This is a genomic window from Pseudomonas arsenicoxydans (assembly GCF_006438915.1).
GTDB classification, from domain to species: Bacteria; Pseudomonadota; Gammaproteobacteria; order Pseudomonadales; family Pseudomonadaceae; genus Aquipseudomonas; species Aquipseudomonas arsenicoxydans_A.
Genome location: NZ_RCZE01000006.1, coordinates 71,674 through 88,175, shown reverse-complemented (window position 1 = coordinate 88,175; position 16,502 = coordinate 71,674). Strand labels below are relative to the sequence as shown.

At 60.2% G+C, this 16,502-nt stretch carries 15 protein-coding genes; 9 read left to right on the top strand and 6 right to left on the bottom strand.

Going from position 1 to position 16,502, the window contains the following annotated elements; all coding sequences use genetic code 11:
• Nucleotides 1-105: 105 nt before the first annotated feature.
• The 4 genes from rfbC (at nt 106) to EAH78_RS13935 (ending at nt 4,446) form a co-directional block, all read left to right on the top strand.
• The gene (rfbC, locus tag EAH78_RS13950; RefSeq protein WP_140668052.1) at nt 106-651 is read left to right on the top strand and encodes a dTDP-4-dehydrorhamnose 3,5-epimerase; all 546 of its coding nucleotides are present in this window, start codon (nt 106-108) and stop codon (nt 649-651) included.
• A 102-nt stretch (nt 652-753) separates the two neighbouring features.
• Nucleotides 754-2,562 (top strand): sensor histidine kinase, encoded by a 1,809-nt coding sequence (locus EAH78_RS13945; RefSeq protein ID WP_140668051.1) that lies wholly within the window; start codon nt 754-756, stop codon nt 2,560-2,562.
• Complete coding sequence (locus EAH78_RS13940; RefSeq protein ID WP_140668050.1) at nt 2,559-3,950, top strand: sigma-54-dependent transcriptional regulator; 1,392 nt, start codon at nt 2,559-2,561, stop codon at nt 3,948-3,950. Before EAH78_RS13945 ends, EAH78_RS13940 begins: the two co-directional genes overlap by 4 nt.
• A gap of 40 nt (nt 3,951-3,990) precedes the next feature.
• Nucleotides 3,991-4,446 carry a thioesterase domain-containing protein gene (locus EAH78_RS13935; protein ID WP_140668049.1) on the top strand — a complete coding sequence of 152 codons (456 nt, stop codon included), beginning with the start codon at nt 3,991-3,993 and terminating at the stop codon, nt 4,444-4,446.
• Between the two features lie 167 nt (nt 4,447-4,613).
• Here EAH78_RS13935 and cysQ read toward each other — a convergent pair whose 3' ends face one another.
• Nucleotides 4,614-5,441, bottom strand: a complete 828-nt coding sequence (cysQ, locus tag EAH78_RS13930; protein WP_140668048.1) for a 3'(2'),5'-bisphosphate nucleotidase CysQ — start codon at nt 5,439-5,441, stop codon at nt 4,614-4,616.
• Nucleotides 5,438-6,004, bottom strand: a complete 567-nt coding sequence (gene nudE, locus EAH78_RS13925) for an ADP compounds hydrolase NudE (protein WP_140668047.1) — start codon at nt 6,002-6,004, stop codon at nt 5,438-5,440. The genes cysQ and nudE overlap by 4 nt, the downstream gene beginning before the upstream one ends.
• 90 nt (nt 6,005-6,094) lie before the next feature.
• Here nudE and yrfG point away from each other — a divergent pair, with 90 nt between their 5' ends.
• Nucleotides 6,095-6,757 (top strand): GMP/IMP nucleotidase, encoded by a 663-nt coding sequence (gene yrfG, locus EAH78_RS13920; RefSeq protein WP_140668046.1) that lies wholly within the window; start codon nt 6,095-6,097, stop codon nt 6,755-6,757.
• A 113-nt stretch (nt 6,758-6,870) separates the two neighbouring features.
• Here the strand turns inward: yrfG and lysM are convergent, their stop codons facing one another.
• On the bottom strand, nt 6,871-7,314 hold the full coding sequence (lysM, locus tag EAH78_RS13915; protein ID WP_140668045.1) for a peptidoglycan-binding protein LysM: 444 nt from the start codon (nt 7,312-7,314) through the stop codon (nt 6,871-6,873).
• A 137-nt stretch (nt 7,315-7,451) separates the two neighbouring features.
• Between lysM and EAH78_RS13910 the strand changes: the two genes are divergently transcribed.
• The 4 genes from EAH78_RS13910 (at nt 7,452) to EAH78_RS13895 (ending at nt 12,463) form a co-directional block, all read left to right on the top strand.
• Nucleotides 7,452-8,339, top strand: a complete 888-nt coding sequence (locus tag EAH78_RS13910; RefSeq protein ID WP_140668044.1) for a LysR family transcriptional regulator — start codon at nt 7,452-7,454, stop codon at nt 8,337-8,339.
• A 92-nt stretch (nt 8,340-8,431) separates the two neighbouring features.
• Nucleotides 8,432-9,271, top strand: a complete 840-nt coding sequence (gene fdhD, locus EAH78_RS13905; protein ID WP_140668043.1) for a formate dehydrogenase accessory sulfurtransferase FdhD — start codon at nt 8,432-8,434, stop codon at nt 9,269-9,271.
• A complete protein-coding gene (locus EAH78_RS13900) occupies nt 9,268-11,616 on the top strand; it encodes an FdhF/YdeP family oxidoreductase (RefSeq protein WP_140668042.1) in 2,349 nt (782 codons plus the stop codon). Before fdhD ends, EAH78_RS13900 begins: the two co-directional genes overlap by 4 nt.
• A gap of 355 nt (nt 11,617-11,971) precedes the next feature.
• Nucleotides 11,972-12,463: a glycine zipper domain-containing protein gene (locus EAH78_RS13895; protein ID WP_140668041.1), complete on the top strand. Its 492-nt coding sequence runs from the start codon at nt 11,972-11,974 to the stop codon at nt 12,461-12,463.
• Between the two features lie 76 nt (nt 12,464-12,539).
• On the opposite strand, the gene EAH78_RS13890 is transcribed toward EAH78_RS13895, so the two are convergent.
• From EAH78_RS13890 to EAH78_RS13880, 3 genes are all read right to left on the bottom strand, one after another.
• Entirely contained in the window at nt 12,540-12,959 is a 420-nt protein-coding gene (locus tag EAH78_RS13890; protein WP_140668040.1) for an acyl-CoA thioesterase, read from the bottom strand.
• A gap of 30 nt (nt 12,960-12,989) precedes the next feature.
• The gene (locus EAH78_RS13885; protein ID WP_140668039.1) at nt 12,990-14,216 is read right to left on the bottom strand and encodes a 3-hydroxyacyl-CoA dehydrogenase; all 1,227 of its coding nucleotides are present in this window, start codon (nt 14,214-14,216) and stop codon (nt 12,990-12,992) included.
• A 127-nt stretch (nt 14,217-14,343) separates the two neighbouring features.
• Complete coding sequence (locus tag EAH78_RS13880) at nt 14,344-16,284, bottom strand: RecQ family ATP-dependent DNA helicase (RefSeq protein ID WP_140668038.1); 1,941 nt, start codon at nt 16,282-16,284, stop codon at nt 14,344-14,346.
• Nucleotides 16,285-16,502: the final 218 nt, after the last annotated feature.

Genomic DNA, 16,502 nt, shown 5'->3' with positions numbered 1-16,502 from the left:
ACAACATAACCAGGGAACGCATCAAGAAAAATCAAGTCCTACTCGCCTACCTCGAGACTTTGCGCAAGAATGTCCCCCATCAACACCTATGACTGGAGAAGCACCATGAATGTAGTCACCACCGACCTGCCCGGTGTTCTGATCATCGAACCCAAGGTTTTTGGTGACGAGCGCGGCTTCTTCTATGAAAGTTTCAATGCCAAGGCCTTCGAAGACGCGACTGGCCTGAACACACAGTTTGTTCAGGACAATCATTCCCGCTCGCAAAAAGGTGTACTGCGCGGCTTGCATTACCAACTGCAAAATACCCAAGGCAAACTGGTCCGCGTGACGGCCGGTGAAGTGCTGGATGTGGCGGTGGATATTCGTCGTAGCTCACCACATTTCGGCAAATGGGTAGCGGTGCGTCTATCCGCCGACAACAATCGCCAACTCTGGGTCCCGGAAGGTTTCGCCCACGGTTTTGTGGTGCTGAGCGAGTTCGCCGAATTCCTCTACAAAACCACCGACTATTACACGCCCTCCGCCGAGCGCAGCATTCGCTGGGACGACCCGGACCTGGCGATCGATTGGCAACTGGACGAAGCACCACAACTGTCCGGCAAAGATCAAGCCGCCGCGTTCTTCAAGGACGCAGAAGTCTTCTCCTGAAACCTGTCTGACGCATCGTCGCTGGATCGACTGGCCAAGGCGCGCAGACTGCGCCATTAAGCCTAGGCATAATGCGCCTGTACCCTCAGGCGCCCGATGCTCATGACTCCGAACCTCCCTCGCAGACCCCGCTGGCGCAGTCTCGCCCTGCTGGCGCTGTGCCTGGCGCCGCTGCTGTGGCCGCTGGAGCACCTGGCCGAGCGCTATTACCGCAGCGAACTGGCCGGGCAGAACCGTCAGACTCTCGACCTGTACGTCGCCAACCTGCTGGGCACGCTGCACCGCTATGAAGTGTTGCCGCAGATTCTCGGCGACTTGCCAGCCCTGCGTGCCGTCCTCGGCGCGCCCGACGATAGCGTCACCCAGGGCAATGCCAACCGCTTGCTGAAAAACATCAGCACCCAAACGGGTGCCGAAGTCATGTACTTGATGGACACCCGGGGCAAGACACTGGCGGCGTCCAATTGGGATAAGCACGACAGCTTTGTCGGGCGTAATTTTTCCTTCCGGCCTTATTTCAGTGAAGCCATGGCCGGGCGGCTCGGACGGTTTTTCGGCCTGGGCACGACCTCGGCCAAACGCGGCTACTTCTTCGCCGCCGCGGTACGCGATGGCGAAAAAGTCATCGGCGTGCTGGTGGTCAAAGTCGACCTGGACCACACCGAAAGCCTCTGGGGCAAAACCCCGGAACAACTGCTGCTGACCGACCACAATGGCGTGGTCATTCTCACGTCGCGACCGGAGTGGCGCTTTCGCTCGACCCGCCCGTTGAGTGACGAAGAAAACCAGGCCATCACCGCGATCCAACCGTATCCAACCCGCGATCCGAAGCCGTTGAAACTCAATCCCAATGCCTGGCTGACGCAAACCCAGCAGATCGCCGAAACCGGCTGGAACGTCAGCATCCTTGCCCCGCGCACCCTGATCGATCGGCCGGTGCGCACGGTGGTCGCCATCGGAGGCGCAACATTGTTGGTGGTGATGCTGCTGCTCGGGCTGATGATGCAGCGCCGGCGCCATTACCTCGAACGGATCGCCTTCGAAGCCAAGGCCCGCCGTGAACTCGAAGGCCGGGTCGCCGAACGCACCAGCGACCTTGAAGGCCTCAACCGACGATTGAAACAGGAAGTACTGGAGCGCGAGCATGCCCAGCAGGAACTGGTTCGCGCCCAGGATGATCTGGTGCAGGCCGGCAAATTGTCGGCACTCGGCACCATGTCGGCGAGCATCAGCCACGAACTCAATCAACCGCTGGCGGCGATTCGCAGCTATGCGGAAAACGCCGAGGTGCTGCTCGATCATCAGCGCACCGACGATGCGCGCGGCAACCTCAAACTGATCAGCGAGTTGACCGGGCGTATGGCCTCGATCATCGCTCACCTGCGCGCCTTCGCCCGCCGTGATCGGCACGCGCCGGAAAGCGTGGCCCTGCAACCGGCGCTGGATGACGCGCTGGCGTTGCTGGCCAAGCGCCGACGCAGCATGGAAGTCGAATTGATTCGCGACCTGCCCGCCGCCACGCTGTGGGTCGAGGCCGGGGAGACCCGTTTGCGTCAGGTGCTCGGCAACCTGTTGGCCAACGCCCTTGATGCGCTGACCGAAAAAGGTCCGCCGCGTAAGCTCTGGTTGAGTGCCCAATCCACTGCTGACGGCGTCACTCTGTACATTCGCGATAACGGCCCCGGCTTTTGCATGGAAGCCCTGGGGCGTGCGAGCGAGCCCTTCTACACCACCAAGACCCGCACACAAGGGCTTGGGCTGGGGCTGGCGATTTGCGAAACCCTGATGCGTGCCTTCGGTGGTGAACTGTCGTTCGCCAACCACAAGGAAGGCGGCGCGCTGATTACCTTGAAGCTGCGCGCTGGCGCACCGGGCGTGAGCCTGCAACCGTCCGAGGACCGAAGTGCATGACCATCGATAATCGCATTCAGGTCGTGTTGATCGACGACGATCCCCATCTGCGTCAGGCCTTGAGCCAAACGCTGGATCTGGCTGGCCTGAAAATCCTGCCGCTGGCCGAAGCCAAAGGCCTGGCCGCGCAGCTGGAGCGCGACTGGCCGGGTGTGGTGGTCAGCGACATTCGGATGCCGGGCATGGACGGTCTCGAGTTGCTGACCGAACTGCATGCCCAGGACCCGGAGCTGCCGGTGCTGCTGATCACCGGCCACGGCGACGTGCCGCTGGCGGTGCAAGCCATGCGCGCCGGGGCTTATGACTTCCTCGAAAAACCTTTCGCCAGCGACGCCCTGCTCGACAGCGTGCGCCGCGCCCTGGCCTTACGCCGGTTGGTGCTGGATAACCGCAGCCTGCGTCTGGCCCTGAGTGATCGCAACGAACTGAGCACCCGCCTGGTCGGGCAATCGGCGCCGATGCTGCGCCTGCGCGAGCAGATTGGCGCTTTGGCCGCGACCAAGGCTGACGTACTGATCCTCGGTGAAACCGGTGCGGGCAAAGAAGTCGTGGCCCGTGCGCTGCACGATTTGTCGAACCGTCGTAACGGTCCGTTCGTGGCGATCAACGCTGGCGCACTGGCCGAATCCGTAGTGGAAAGCGAGTTGTTCGGCCATGAGCCCGGCGCGTTCACCGGCGCGCAAAAACGTCGCATCGGCAAGTTCGAGTTCGCCAACGGCGGCACGCTGTTCCTCGATGAAATCGAAAGCATGAGCCTGGATGTGCAGGTGAAATTGCTGCGCTTGCTGCAAGAGCGCGTCGTCGAACGCCTGGGCGGCAATCAGTTGATCCCGCTGGACATCCGCATCATCGCCGCGACCAAGGAGGACCTGCGCCAGTCCGCCGATCAAGGGCGCTTCCGTGCTGACTTGTATTACCGCCTGAACGTCGCGCCGCTGCGCATTCCGCCACTGCGCGAGCGCGGCGAAGACGCGTTGATGTTGTTCCAGCATTTCGCCGACGAAGCCAGCACCCGCCACGGTTTGCCGCCCCATGAGCTGCAACCGGGACAACGCGCCCTGCTGTTGCGCCACACCTGGCCCGGCAACGTACGGGAACTGCAAAATGCTGCCGAGCGCTTTGCCCTGGGCCTGGAACTGGCGCTGGATAACAACACGCCGGATGGCGCAAGCAGCGCGCCGGTTGAAGGGGTCAGCGGAGGCTTGAGCGAGCAAGTGGAAAATTTCGAAAAGAGCCTGATCGCCGCTGAACTTGCACGTTCCCACAGCTCCGTACGCAGCCTCGCCGAAGCGCTGGGCATTCCGCGCAAAACCTTGCACGACAAGCTGCGCAAACATGGGCTGAACTTCGCGGGTAGCGCCAGCGGGACGAGCGACGATCTCGATTGAGCCACCGTTAAATCATCACTTTCAAACAAGAGGTCCGTGCATGAACCGCGACAGTCGTCACCTGGAATCGATTCTCCATCACGACATCCCCCTGACGCAGGCGATGGGCGTCAAAGTGCTCGACTGGCACGACCAGCAACTGCGCCTGTACTTGCCGCTGGAAGCCAACGTCAACCACAAAAGCACCATGTTCGGCGGCAGCCTGTATTGCGCCGCGGTGTTGGCGGGTTGGGGCTGGCTGCATTTGCGCTTGCGTGAAGAAGGGATTGAAGACGGGCACATCGTGATTCACGAAGGGCAGATCAGCTATCCGCTGCCAGTGACCATGGACGCGACGGCGATTTGCCAGGCGCCAAGTGCGGCGGTGTGGAAGAAGTTTCTGGCGATGTATCAGCGCTATGGGCGGGCGCGGTTGACGCTGCATTCCAGGATCGTGAATGTCGACAGCGATGAGGATGCGGTGAGGTTTAGCGGGCAGTACGTGCTGCACCGCTAAGTGTCGGGACTCGCACCAAACCTGTGGCGAGGGAGCTTGCTCCCGCTCGGCTGCGCAGCAGTCGCAAATCAGGCAACAGCGTTCACCTGATGCTGCTCGGTGCTTGGGTTGGGGGCCGCTTCGCGCCCCAGCGGGAGCAAGCTCCCTCGCCACAGGGGATGGCGTGCTTAGCTACGAGCCAGTTCCAGCAGTTTTTCACGCCATGCAGCCTTCGCTGGCAGCGCCAGAAAGAATTCATTCAACAACGATTCCCGCGCCGGATAGCAAAACGGCGCACCGCTCAAGTCCAGCACTTCACCGCCCGCGCCTTCCAGCACGCCTTGCGCCGCTGCTGTGTCCCACTGCGAAGTCGGCGCCAGACGCGGATAACAATCCGCCGCCCCTTCCGCCAACAGGCAAAATTTCAGCGAACTGCCGATGTTGGCCAATTGCAACTCACCCAGGCTGTCGCTCAACCCGGCTAGCAAGCGCTCCTGTTCCGGGCTCGAATGTCGACGGCTGGCGACCACGGTAAACGCTTCCCCCGCCGCAGGCATTTCGCGAACCTGGATCGGCAATGGCGAGCTGTCCTTGTCGCCGCGCCAGGCGCCCAGGCCTGCGCCACCGACGTAGAAACGCCCGTTGGTCGGCATCGACACCACGCCAAACACCACCCGACCTTGCTCGATCAGCGCGATATTGACGGTGAATTCTTCACTACCGGAAATGAATTCCTTGGTGCCGTCCAACGGGTCTACCAACCACCAACGCTGCCAACCGGCGCGCACGCTTTGCGGGATGTTGGCGTCTTCTTCGGACAGCACCGGAATGTTGGGGTCCAGCGCAGTCAACCCGGCCAGAATCAAATGATGAGCCGCCAGATCGGCAGCGGTCACCGGTGAATCATCAGCCTTGGCCGTCACGGCTGTACCTGTGCGCCAGAACGGCAAAATCGCGGCGCCAGCCTTCAACGCCAACTCAACCACCGGCGCCATCAACGGATGCGGAAAATTCATGGCAGTAACACCCCGCGCTGAGTCAGCAGATCACGGGCCAGGTACAGCGCCGCCAAGGCACGGCCCTCGGTGAAACGCGGGTTCTGTGCCAGCGCGGACAGTTCGCGCAAGTTGATCCTTTCCACGCCCATTGGCTCAGGCTCGTCGCCCTCAAGGCTTTCTTCATATAGATCAGTGGCCAGCACCACCTGAATTTTCTGGCTCATGTAACCGGGCGACAGCGACAACTCGGTCAGATGCTCCAGTTGCCGCGCGCCATACCCGGCCTCTTCCTTGAGCTCTCGCTCGGCCGCCGCCAGCACGTCTTCACCGGGCTCGATCAGGCCTTTGGGCAAGGACAGTTCATACTCATCGGTGCCGCCGCAGTATTCTTCAACCAACACCGCGTGGTCCGCATCGATCATGGCCACGATCATCACCGCGCCGTAGCCTGCGCCTTTGCCAACCAAACGCTCATAGGTGCGCTCCACGCCATTGGAAAAGCGCAGTTTCAGCTCTTCGACACAGAACAGACGGCTGGTGGCGACGATCTCGCGGGCGAGTACGGTGGGTTTCTGGCGCATGAAAAGCTCCTGGGCGTGAACGCGTTACTATACCCGGCCTATCCTGATTGTTGACCTCGGATATCTCTTTTACCGCTGGAGAAGTTTTTTATGTCCCTGCTGCCCTGGCGCGACATCGACACCGTTCTGCTGGATATGGACGGCACGCTGCTAGACCTGCATTACGACAACCATTTCTGGATGGAGCACTTGCCACAGCGTTACGCCGAGTTGCACGGGGTGAGCCGGGCCATGGCCGAGATGGAATTGCAACCACTGTTCGAACGCAATGCCGGCCAGTTGCAGTGGTATTGCCTGGATTTCTGGAGCGCCGAATTGAAACTGCCGGTGCGCGAACTGAAACTGGAAACCGCGCACCTGATCGCCTTGCGCCCGGATGCGGATACGTTTCTGGCGGCGATCAAACAGGCAGGCAAACGGGTGGTGATGATCACCAATGCGCACCGCGACTCGCTGTCATTGAAGCTGGAAAGGATTGAACTGGCGCCGTACTTCGAGCGCTTGATCAGCTCGCATGATTACGGCTTTCCCAAGGAGAATCCGCAATTCTGGGAGGCGCTGCAGGCAGATATAGGCTTTGACCCGGCGCGCAGTCTGTTTATCGATGACACCTTGCCGATCCTGCGCAGTGCTCGCGATTTTGGGGTAGCGCATCTGTTGGCGGTGAGTGAGCCAGACAGTCGCAAAGGGCCCAAGGACACGGCGGAGTTTGCGGCGGTGGGGGATTATCGGGAACTGATTGCCGGGCTCTGAAGCCTGACGCGGACTGTGGCGAGGGGGCTTGCCCCCGTTCGGCTGCGAAGCAGTCGCAAAGATCTTGGGGGCGCTTCGCTCCCCAGCGGGAGCAAGCTCCCTCGCCACAGGGCTTACTCAGGAATCCGCAACGACTGCCCCGGATAAATCTTGTTCACATCCTTGAGCATCGGTTTGTTAGCTTCGAAAATTTTGTTGTACAGATTGGCATTGCCATACACGCGCAGAGAAATCGCGCTGAGGGTGTCACCCTTCTCAACGACGACAAATTTCGCCGCTACAAGCGTCGGCGCTCCGGTCACTGTAATCTGATCATCAACGCTGCCCACACCGGCGATATTGCCCACCGCCAGCAAAATCTTTTCCTTCTCTTCCTGACTGCCGACTTCCCCGGTCACGGTCACTTTGTCGCCATCCACTGTGGCCTGCACATTCGGGTTACCCAGGCCGACTTTGCTGATGTGTTCCTTCAACTGTTCGCTGGCATTGGCGTTGCCGGGTGTCAGCAAATCGAGCAGTTTTTCGCCTGCCTCTTTCACAAAGCTCAAAAGACTCATGGTGCACGCTCCTTGGGTTTAAGGTTCCAGACGCAAAAGACTAGACCAAGCTCGTAATCCCCGGTTCCAACCCGACCAATGACGTTAATCCGGCGCAAGCGCTAGAATCCCCTCCCTCACCGCGCCCTGGAGCGAAGATGGACATCAAGCAGCTGAAATTCCTCATCGCCCTCGACGAAACCCGGCACTTCGGCCAGGCCGCCGCGCGCTGTCACATCACCCAGCCGACCTTGTCCATGCGCCTGCGCAGCCTCGAAGAAGAACTCGACCTGCCGCTGGTCAATCGCGGCCAGCGCTTCGAAGGGTTCACCGCGCCGGGTGAGCGCGTGTTGGCGTGGGCGCGCACGGTGTTGGCAGCCTACGATGGCTTGCAGGCCGAAGCCGCCGCGTGTCGCGGTAATCTGGTCGGTACATTGCGGCTGGGCGTAGTGCCGTTGTCGAGTTTCGATCCGCTGCCGCTGATGCAACGCCTGCATGCCGAACACCCGAACCTGCGTTTCGAACTCTCGGCATTAAGCTCCGAGCAAATCCTCGAACAACTGGCGAACAACCGTCTCGACCTCGGCGTGTCCTATCTGGAACGCCTGGACGGCGAGCGTTTCGATTCGCTGGCCTTCAGCGAAACCCGCATGGGCCTGCTCTACGATCATCGCTTCTTCAATTTCGGCGAAGCTGCGCTCACATGGGAATCGCTGATCGAATTGCCCTTGGGCATGCTCACCAGCGGCATGCACTTTCGTCAGTCCATCGATCACAATTTCCACAGCCGCGGCCTGACGCCTCAACCCCTGCTACAAACCGATGCCGTCCATCAATTGTTACAAGCGGTGCACGGCGGCCTCTGCTGTGCGGTGATGCCGTTGGACGGCGGCCTGGAAAACCTTACCGATCATTTGCGCCTGCAACCCATCGAAAGAGCCCAGACCCTCGCCCGGCTTGGGTTGATCATGCGTCGAAGCGCGCCGCGTTCGGCCTTGGCGGAAGCGTGTTTCGCGATCTATCAGAAATCACCGACAGACTCTTGATCGACGCCATCTATCGGTGGATCAGTAATAGCGATTAGACGCGACCTATTGACGCGCCTAGGCTTAAGCCTGACCAATCCGTCGGTGATGCCATGAACGCCAAGCGCCCTTCCTGCGCGGCGCCAGCCCTTGAAACGCCCGCGCCAGACGCAAGCCAGATCTACAGCTATAGCGACCTCCAATACACCGAATCGGCCAGCACCGCGCTCGCCGAGGAAGTGGCGTTGGCAATCGCCTACAACGGCATCAGCCAGGCAGTGATGCTGGTGACGCCGACTGACCTTGAAGACTTCATCGTCGGTTTCAGCCTGGGCAGCGGCATCATCGAAGACGCCACCGACATTTATGACCTGCAACTCAGCGGCTCGGGGTCGGCGCAGTACGCGCAAGTGACCATCGCCAATCGCGCCTTCTGGAACCTCAAGCAGCAACGTCGGCAACTGGCCGGCACCAGCGGGTGCGGGCTGTGTGGCGTGGAAGCGGTCGAGCAGGCATTGCCCGACCTCAAGGTGTTGCCGGGCGCGCCACTGCCGCCCGCCGAATGGCTCGACGGCCTGCGCCAGCGCATCGGCGCCTTCCAGCCGCTCGGTCAGCATTGCGGCGCGGTGCACGCAGCGGTGTTCATGAACGGTCAGGGCGAATTGCTGCTGGGCCGCGAAGACATCGGCCGCCATAACGCCCTCGACAAGCTGATTGGCGGGTTGATCCGCCAGAAGATCCCGACCACCGGCGGCCTGGCGATCGTCACCAGCCGTTGCAGCCTCGAATTGATCCAGAAAGTCTTGCGCGCCGGCATCCAGACCCTGGTCAGTCTGTCGTCACCCACTGGCCTTGCCGTGCAATGGGCGCGTCGACACAACCTTAACCTCATCCATCTGCCCCAGAAGAATGCGCCGCGGGTCTACAGCCCGGCTTTGGAGAATCAAGCGTGAGTCAACACCGTCAAGCCGACCAGACACCTGTTCCTCGTTACAAGCCTTACAAAGGTCCGGCCGGTGGATGGGGCGCTCTGGCCAGCGTTGCCCGGGCCTGGTTAACCAGTGACAACGCGCTGAAAAACCTGCGCATGATGCTCAAGACCAACAAGAACGGTGGCTTTGACTGCCCGGGTTGCGCTTGGGGCGATTCCAAGGAAGCCGGCATGGTGGCGTTCTGCGAGAACGGCGCGAAAGCGGTGAACTGGGAAGCGACCAAACGCCGTGTAGATGGTGCGTTCTTTGCCAAACACAGCGTCAGCGCGTTGCTGGAGCAAAGCGATTACTGGCTCGAGTACCAGGGTCGTTTGACCGAGCCGATGTGCTACGACGCCGAAACCGATCGCTACAAGCCGATCAGCTGGGAAGCCGCGTTCGCCTTGATCGCCAAGCATTTGCAGGGCCTGTCGAGCCCGAATCAGGCTGAGTTCTACACCTCGGGCCGCGCCAGCAACGAAGCAGCGTACCTCTATCAACTGTTCGTGCGCGCCTACGGCACCAACAACTTCCCTGACTGCTCGAACATGTGCCACGAGGCCAGCGGTGTGGCGTTGGCGCAAAGCGTCGGCGTCGGCAAAGGCACCGTGACCTTCGACGACTTCGAACATGCGGATGCGATTTTTGTCTGGGGCCAGAATCCCGGCACCAACCACCCGCGGATGCTCGAACCGTTGCGCGAAGCGGTGAAACGCGGTGCGCAAGTGGTGTGCATCAACCCGCTGAAAGAGCGTGGCCTGGAACGCTTCCAGCACCCGCAACATCCGATCGAAATGCTCACCAACGGCGACAAACCGACCAACACCGCGTACTTCCGTCCGGCATTGGGCGGCGACATGGCGATCATGCGCGGCATGGCGAAGTTTCTGCTGCAATGGGAACGCGATGCGCAGAAGGCCGGTGAGCCTGCGGTGTTCGACCACGACTTCCTCAACGAACACAGCGCCAACGTCCTGGATTACCTGGCCGCCGTCGACGATACGCCGTGGGAGCAGATCGTCGAACAGTCTGGCCTGACCCTGGTGGAGATCGAGCAAGCGGCGCGCATGTACGTCAAAGCCAAGAACGTGATCATGTGCTGGGCGATGGGCATCACCCAGCACCGCCATTCGGTAGCGACCATCCAGGAAATCGCCAACCTGATGCTGCTGCGCGGCAACATCGGCCGACCGGGCGCCGGTCTGTGCCCGGTGCGTGGCCACAGCAACGTGCAGGGCGACCGGACCATGGGCATCAACGAACGCCCGCCGGTGGCGTTCCTCGATTCGCTGGAGCGTCGCTTCCGGTTCAAGGCACCGCGTGACAATGGCCACAACGTCGTCGAAGCGATTCACGCCATGGCCGACGGTCGCTCCAAAGTGTTCATCGGCCTGGGGGGCAACTTCGCCCAAGCCACGCCGGACAGCTCGCGCACCTTCCAGGCGCTGAGCAATTGCGACCTGACCGTGCAAATCAGCACCAAGCTTAACCGCAGCCATTTGGCCCACGGCAAAGACGCGCTGATCTTGCCGTGTCTGGGTCGTACCGACATCGATATCCAGACCGAAGGCCCGCAAGCGGTCACCGTGGAAGACTCGTTCAGCATGGTTCACGCCTCCAACGGTCAGTTGCAGGCGCTGTCGAACCAGATGCGCTCGGAACCGTCGATCATTGCCGGCATCGCCGCCGCCACGCTGGGCAGCAAACCGGTGGACTGGAACTGGCTGGTGGCCGATTACGACCGCATCCGCGATCTGATCGCCGATACGATCCCGGGCTTCCGGGACTTCAATGAGAAGGTCAAGAATCCGGGCGGTTTCTACCTTGGCAACAGTGCCGGTGCACGCAAATGGAATACCCCGTCGGGGCGTGCCAACTTCCGGCCGAACGTGCTGCCCAAAGACCTCGTGCATGAACGTACCCGTGCGACGGGTGTGTTGCCGGATCTGATCATGCAGTCGATGCGTTCCCACGATCAGTACAACACCACTATTTATGGTCTTGATGACCGTTATCGTGGCGTGAAAGGTCAGCGCGATGTGTTGTTCGTGAACGAAGCCGACATCATTCGCCTGGGTTTCAAACCGGGGCAAAAGGCCGACATCGTTTCGATCTGGGATGACAGCCGTGAGCGTCGTGTGAAGGGCTTCACGCTGCTGGCGTTTGATATTCCGGCGGGGCAAGCGGCGGCTTATTATCCGGAAGTGAATCCGCTGGTGCCGCTGGAAAGCATTGGGGATGGCAGCCATACACCAACGTCGAAGTTTGTGGCGATCCGGTTGGAAATGGCGAGTGAGACTGGGTTGATATTGGCCAAGTCGGCTTAACCCGGCGTCTGGTCTGGCCCCTTCGCGAGCAAGCCCGCTCCCACATTAGATCTACGGTGAACACAAACTTGGAGTGCAATGAAGATTAAATGTGGGAGCGGGCTTGCTCGCGAAAGCGATATCAAAATTAATAAATTCTCCGGATCAAACACTTTCCCATCGCCCACAAAAAAGGCCGTTTCTATAAAGAAACGGCCCGTCCGAAGTAACTAAAGACCGACGAAAAACACTTAAGTTCCGTCTATAAAACAGTAACTTATAGAAATGTGCTGAAGTCGTGTTACTCGTCGGATTTCGATTGTCACACCGCTGACACAGCCTCAGGATCGCGTCGTCATCCCCTTGAGGTTCCTCCATGAAGTTCTCCTCGATTCTCTTGTTGTCCCTTGGCTTGTTCAGTGGCCTTGCTTCTGCTGGCGGCACCACCGAAGCAGGTGTGGGCGGCGCATTGGGCGGGGTTCTTGGCTCGGTCGTCGGTCAGTCGCTGGGCGGCAATACAGGTTCCACCATCGGCGCGGCCCTGGGCGGCGCGGGTGGTAGCGCAGTCGGCGCAAACAAACACAGCCGTGGCGAAGCCGCCATCGGTGGCGCGCTGGGCGCAGCAGGCGGTAACGTGGTCGGCCGCAGCATGGGCGGCACCACCGGCAGCCTGATCGGCTCCGCAGCAGGCGGCGGCGCCGGTGGCGCGCTGGGTAACTACATGGGCAATCAGAGCAATAATGATGATGACGATGGTCATCGCTCCTATCGTGGCCATGGCGATGATCGACGCTACTACCGTGACCGCCACCCTGGCCGCGGTCATGCCTATGGGCATCGCAAGCATCACAAGTATTACCGCGACTAAGGCTTCCATCGCCTCGTTGGCCGGTACCGGTACATAAAAAATCGCAGCCCTAGGGCTGCGATTTTTTTTGCCTGGCTTACGCCACCAGGCGCTCCAGAGCCCCACGTAACCTGGCCGGAATCGACACTGGCTGATTCGAAGCACGATCAACAAACACATGCACGAAGCGTCCGGCAGCGCAGGCTTCGTCTTCCCCTTGCTTGAACACCGCCAATTCGTATTGCACTGAACTGTTGCCGAGTTTGCCGACCCGCAGTCCGATCTCGATCCGGTCCGGAAAGGCGATGGACGCAAAGTAATCGCACGCAGAACTCACGACAAAACCCACCACCTCGCCGTCATGAATATCCAGGCCACCGACTTCGATCAGGTAGGTGTTTACCGCCGTGTCGAAGAAGCTGTAGTAGGTGACGTTGTTGACGTGACCGTAGGCGTCGTTGTCGTGCCAGCGTGTGGTGATCGGCTGGAAGTGTGGGTAGTCGGTGCGTTGGTTCATGCGCAACTCTCGTCTTGAAGTGGCTGAAGTCTAACGATCCGCAAAGCCTTTACCCACTGCTGCCAGCTCACCGATCAGGCGCGCCGGCTTCCAGTGGTCGCCCTGCCGGGTTTCCAGGGCCATCAAGCGCTGGTGAATGTCCGCCAGGCCTTGCTGATCCGCCCAGGCCATTGGCCCGCCCTTCGCCGCCGGGAAACCGTAACCGTTGAGGTACACCAGATCGATATCGTGCGCGGACTGCGCAATGCCTTCCTGAAGGATCTTCGCCCCTTCGTTGACCAGTGCCAGCAAGCAACGCTCAAGAATCTCCTCAGCGCTGATATCACGACGCTGAAAGCCCAATCCTTCGCTGACCTGCAGCACCAGCGCATCGACTTCCACATCGTGCTCGGCCTGACGGCTACCGGGCTCGTAGTGGTAATAACCGTTACCGCTCTTCTGACCGAAACGCCCGAGTTCACACAGCCGGTTATCCACCTGGACCTCCGGCGCATCCTGGCCTGTACCCGCCAGTTCCCGAGCGCGCCACCCGAGGTCGACGCCCACCACGTCGTACATGCGGAACGGTCCCATGGCAAACCCGAATCCTTGCAGTGCCGCATCCACCTGATAGGGATAAGCCCCCTCCAGCAGCATCTTGCGCGCTTCGAGTACGTAGGTGTTGAGCATGCGGTTGCCGATGAAACCGTCGCAATTGCCCGCCACCACGCTGACCTTGCCCATGCGCTTGCCCAACGCCAAAGCCGCATCAAGCACCGCCGGCGCAGTCTGGGCGCCACGGACGATTTCCAGCAGTTTCATAATGTGGGCCGGGCTGAAGAAGTGCAGACCCAGCACTTGCTGCGGGCGGCGAGTGGCGGCGGCAATAGCATCGATATCCAGCGCCGACGTGTTACTGGCCAGAATCGCTTCGGGTTTGAGCAGGCCGTCCAGTTCGCTGAAGATTTTCTGCTTCAGTTCAAGGTTTTCGTACACTGCCTCGATCACCAGATCGACCTCGCGGATCGCTGCGTAATCCGCCGCGGCGGTCACACGCGCAGTGCGCGCATCGGCTTCGGCCTGATCGATACGCCCTTGTCGCACATTGTGAGCGTTGGTGTCGGCCACGGTGGCCAGCGCCTGTTCAAGCATCTGCGGATTGTTATCCACCCACTGCACCGGCACCCCGGCATTGGCCAGACACATGACAATGCCACGGCCCATGGTGCCGGCCCCGATGACGGCGGCGCGCTGAATATTGAATGGCGTCTGGCTCATGATTTGCTCTCTTGTTGGCGATCCAAAGACAGCCCCCACCATAGTCAGCCATCGCTGGTTTTTGAAATTTATTCCTGTGATGAGCAACATTCAGCGGATGGATGTACCGATTCTCCGCAGACGCCGGTTAACTCCTGTGGGAGAGATGTTGCTCTGCCCATTCACGCACTTGGGCATACGGATAATCTTCCAGCGCCGCAAACCCTGAAACAGTCCGCGCCTTCATCTTGGTAAACAGCGGCACGCTGATCCCGCAAAGGAAACGCGTCACCCGTTCAGCCGAAGGAACGTTGCCAGTGTGTTGCTCATGCCTGTGGATAAAATCACCGCACAGCGCTTCGAAATTTTTATCCACAAGCGCCGGCAATTCTGGTGGTGCAGGCAGCCGCGCGACATCACCGTGACACACCGAGCAATGCCCGCACTGACGCGGCGCGTTTTCGTCGCCGAAATACTCGGCCAGGCGATAACCCAGGCAGTGGTCTGTGGCGAACAGGTCCAGCATGGCGTGAATCCGCGCGATTTCGGTACGCTCATGTTGTGTGAAATAAGCGTGCAGTTCGGCACTCAGGGCCTGACTGTCAAAGCTCGTTTGCAGGAGGCTGTAGACCTCGGTCATCTGCTTGCTTTCGAGCTCGACCCAACCCTTCTCCTGGAAATAATCCAGCGCCTTGACCACCCGGTTGCGCTCCGCCTGATGCTGCTCGTATAACGCATCGAAGTTCACCGTGGCCCAGGTCCGCGCGCGGCTGGAGGTCTGGATGATCGCGGCGACAAAGTCCTTGCGCTCACCCTCGAAGCGCGCGAGCAAGGCCTCCGGTTCTTGCAAATACTTGAACCGGTATTCGGCGTAGTAGGCGTAACGCGGCGCGATCAAGCCGCGCAACTCCAGTTGCACCAGCAAGGTCTTGAGTGGCAATTGGCGAATGTTGCTTTGATCGGCTAACGGCCCCAACAAAAACTCCCACTGCTCCTCAGGCGCTGCGGCGAGCATTTCATCGAGCACACAGCGGATCCCGTCCTGCTCGGGTGTGTCACCGTAGACGAAGTTTTCCAGCACGTTGAGGCTGTCGTGGTTGGCCAACACCAGGCAGTCGGAGGGCTGACCGTCACGCCCGGCGCGGCCGATTTCCTGGCTGTAGTTTTCGATGGATTTGGGCAGGTCGAAATGCACCACGTTGCGGATGTCGCTCTTATCGATCCCCATGCCAAACGCGATGGTGGCGACGATGCAATTTGACTGTCCGGCCATGAACCGCTTTTGTATGCCTTCGCGTTGATCGTGAGGCAGACCGGCGTGATAGGCCTCCGCTTGAATACCATTGCGCCCTAAGTGTTCGGCGATGTGCTCAGCGGTTTTTTGCAAGGTGACATAGACGATGCTCGGCTGATTGGGGCGTTCGCTCATCCATTCGACCAGACGTCGGCGTTTGTCCTGACCGCGTACGGGCTCGACCAACAAATTGAGGTTTGGCCGATAGAAACCCGTGGTCACCACGTCCTCCGGGGCGATAGCGAATTTGGCCTCCATGTCGGCGATCACCTTGGGCGTCGCGGTCGCGGTCAGCAGCAGTGCCTGCGGGATATTGAACTGACGCTGGTAGTCGGGCAGCTTGAGGTAATCGGGGCGGAAGTTGTGACCCCACTCCGAGATGCAGTGCGCCTCGTCCACCACCAGCAACGAGATAGGAACTTGCTGAAGGAAGTTGCGAAAGCGCTCGTTCTTCAGGCGCTCCACCGAGATCATCAAAATCTTCAGCTCGCCGGACTTGGCCCGCGCCATCACATCGCTGGCGTCATCGCGACTCTGCGCCGAGTCGATACTGCCCGCCGCAATGCCATGGCGTTGCAGGAACGCCAACTGATCCTGCATCAACGCCAGCAACGGCGAAACCACCAGCGTCAGGTGCGGCAGCAACAAGGCCGGTAACTGATAGCAAAGGGACTTGCCGGACCCGGTGGGGAAAATCGCCGCCGCCGAGCGCCCGGCCAACACCGCGCTGACTGCCGCCTCCTGACCGGGACGAAACTGTGGATAACCGAAAACCTGTTCCAGGGTGTTGTGCATAAGCTGTCACTCCGTTGACCGCTGCGAAGTCCAAAGCCTAGCCGGCAAACGCAGCGAGTCGAGAAAAGGTCGGGGATCAAAACGATACGGGATGATACAGCGTCGCCCGATGGGGCCTGGCCACAGAATGAAACAAACGAAACACTTTGTTCCTCGCAGCGCCATTCACTCTGGCAGTAAGGTCTTTCTCGCAAAACAATCGTCCGCGCATTTCACAT

Excerpts from the sequence above, each read along its gene's own strand:
- EAH78_RS13890 (WP_140668040.1), bottom strand. The coding sequence starts at position 12,959 with ATGAACCAACGCACCGACTACCCACACTTCCAGCCGATCACCACACGC.
- nudE (WP_140668047.1), bottom strand. The coding sequence starts at position 6,004 with ATGCGCCAGAAACCCACCGTACTCGCCCGCGAGATCGTCGCCACCAGC.
- fdhD (WP_140668043.1), top strand. The coding sequence starts at position 8,432 with ATGAACGCCAAGCGCCCTTCCTGCGCGGCGCCAGCCCTTGAAACGCCC.
- EAH78_RS13880 (WP_140668038.1), bottom strand. The coding sequence starts at position 16,284 with ATGCACAACACCCTGGAACAGGTTTTCGGTTATCCACAGTTTCGTCCC.
- cysQ (WP_140668048.1), bottom strand. The coding sequence starts at position 5,441 with ATGAATTTTCCGCATCCGTTGATGGCGCCGGTGGTTGAGTTGGCGTTG.
- EAH78_RS13910 (WP_140668044.1), top strand. The coding sequence starts at position 7,452 with ATGGACATCAAGCAGCTGAAATTCCTCATCGCCCTCGACGAAACCCGG.
- EAH78_RS13895 (WP_140668041.1), top strand. The coding sequence starts at position 11,972 with ATGAAGTTCTCCTCGATTCTCTTGTTGTCCCTTGGCTTGTTCAGTGGC.
- rfbC (WP_140668052.1), top strand. The coding sequence starts at position 106 with ATGAATGTAGTCACCACCGACCTGCCCGGTGTTCTGATCATCGAACCC.
- EAH78_RS13945 (WP_140668051.1), top strand. The coding sequence starts at position 754 with ATGACTCCGAACCTCCCTCGCAGACCCCGCTGGCGCAGTCTCGCCCTG.
- EAH78_RS13940 (WP_140668050.1), top strand. The coding sequence starts at position 2,559 with ATGACCATCGATAATCGCATTCAGGTCGTGTTGATCGACGACGATCCC.
- lysM (WP_140668045.1), bottom strand. The coding sequence starts at position 7,314 with ATGAGTCTTTTGAGCTTTGTGAAAGAGGCAGGCGAAAAACTGCTCGAT.
- yrfG (WP_140668046.1), top strand. The coding sequence starts at position 6,095 with ATGTCCCTGCTGCCCTGGCGCGACATCGACACCGTTCTGCTGGATATG.
- EAH78_RS13935 (WP_140668049.1), top strand. The coding sequence starts at position 3,991 with ATGAACCGCGACAGTCGTCACCTGGAATCGATTCTCCATCACGACATC.
- EAH78_RS13885 (WP_140668039.1), bottom strand. The coding sequence starts at position 14,216 with ATGAGCCAGACGCCATTCAATATTCAGCGCGCCGCCGTCATCGGGGCC.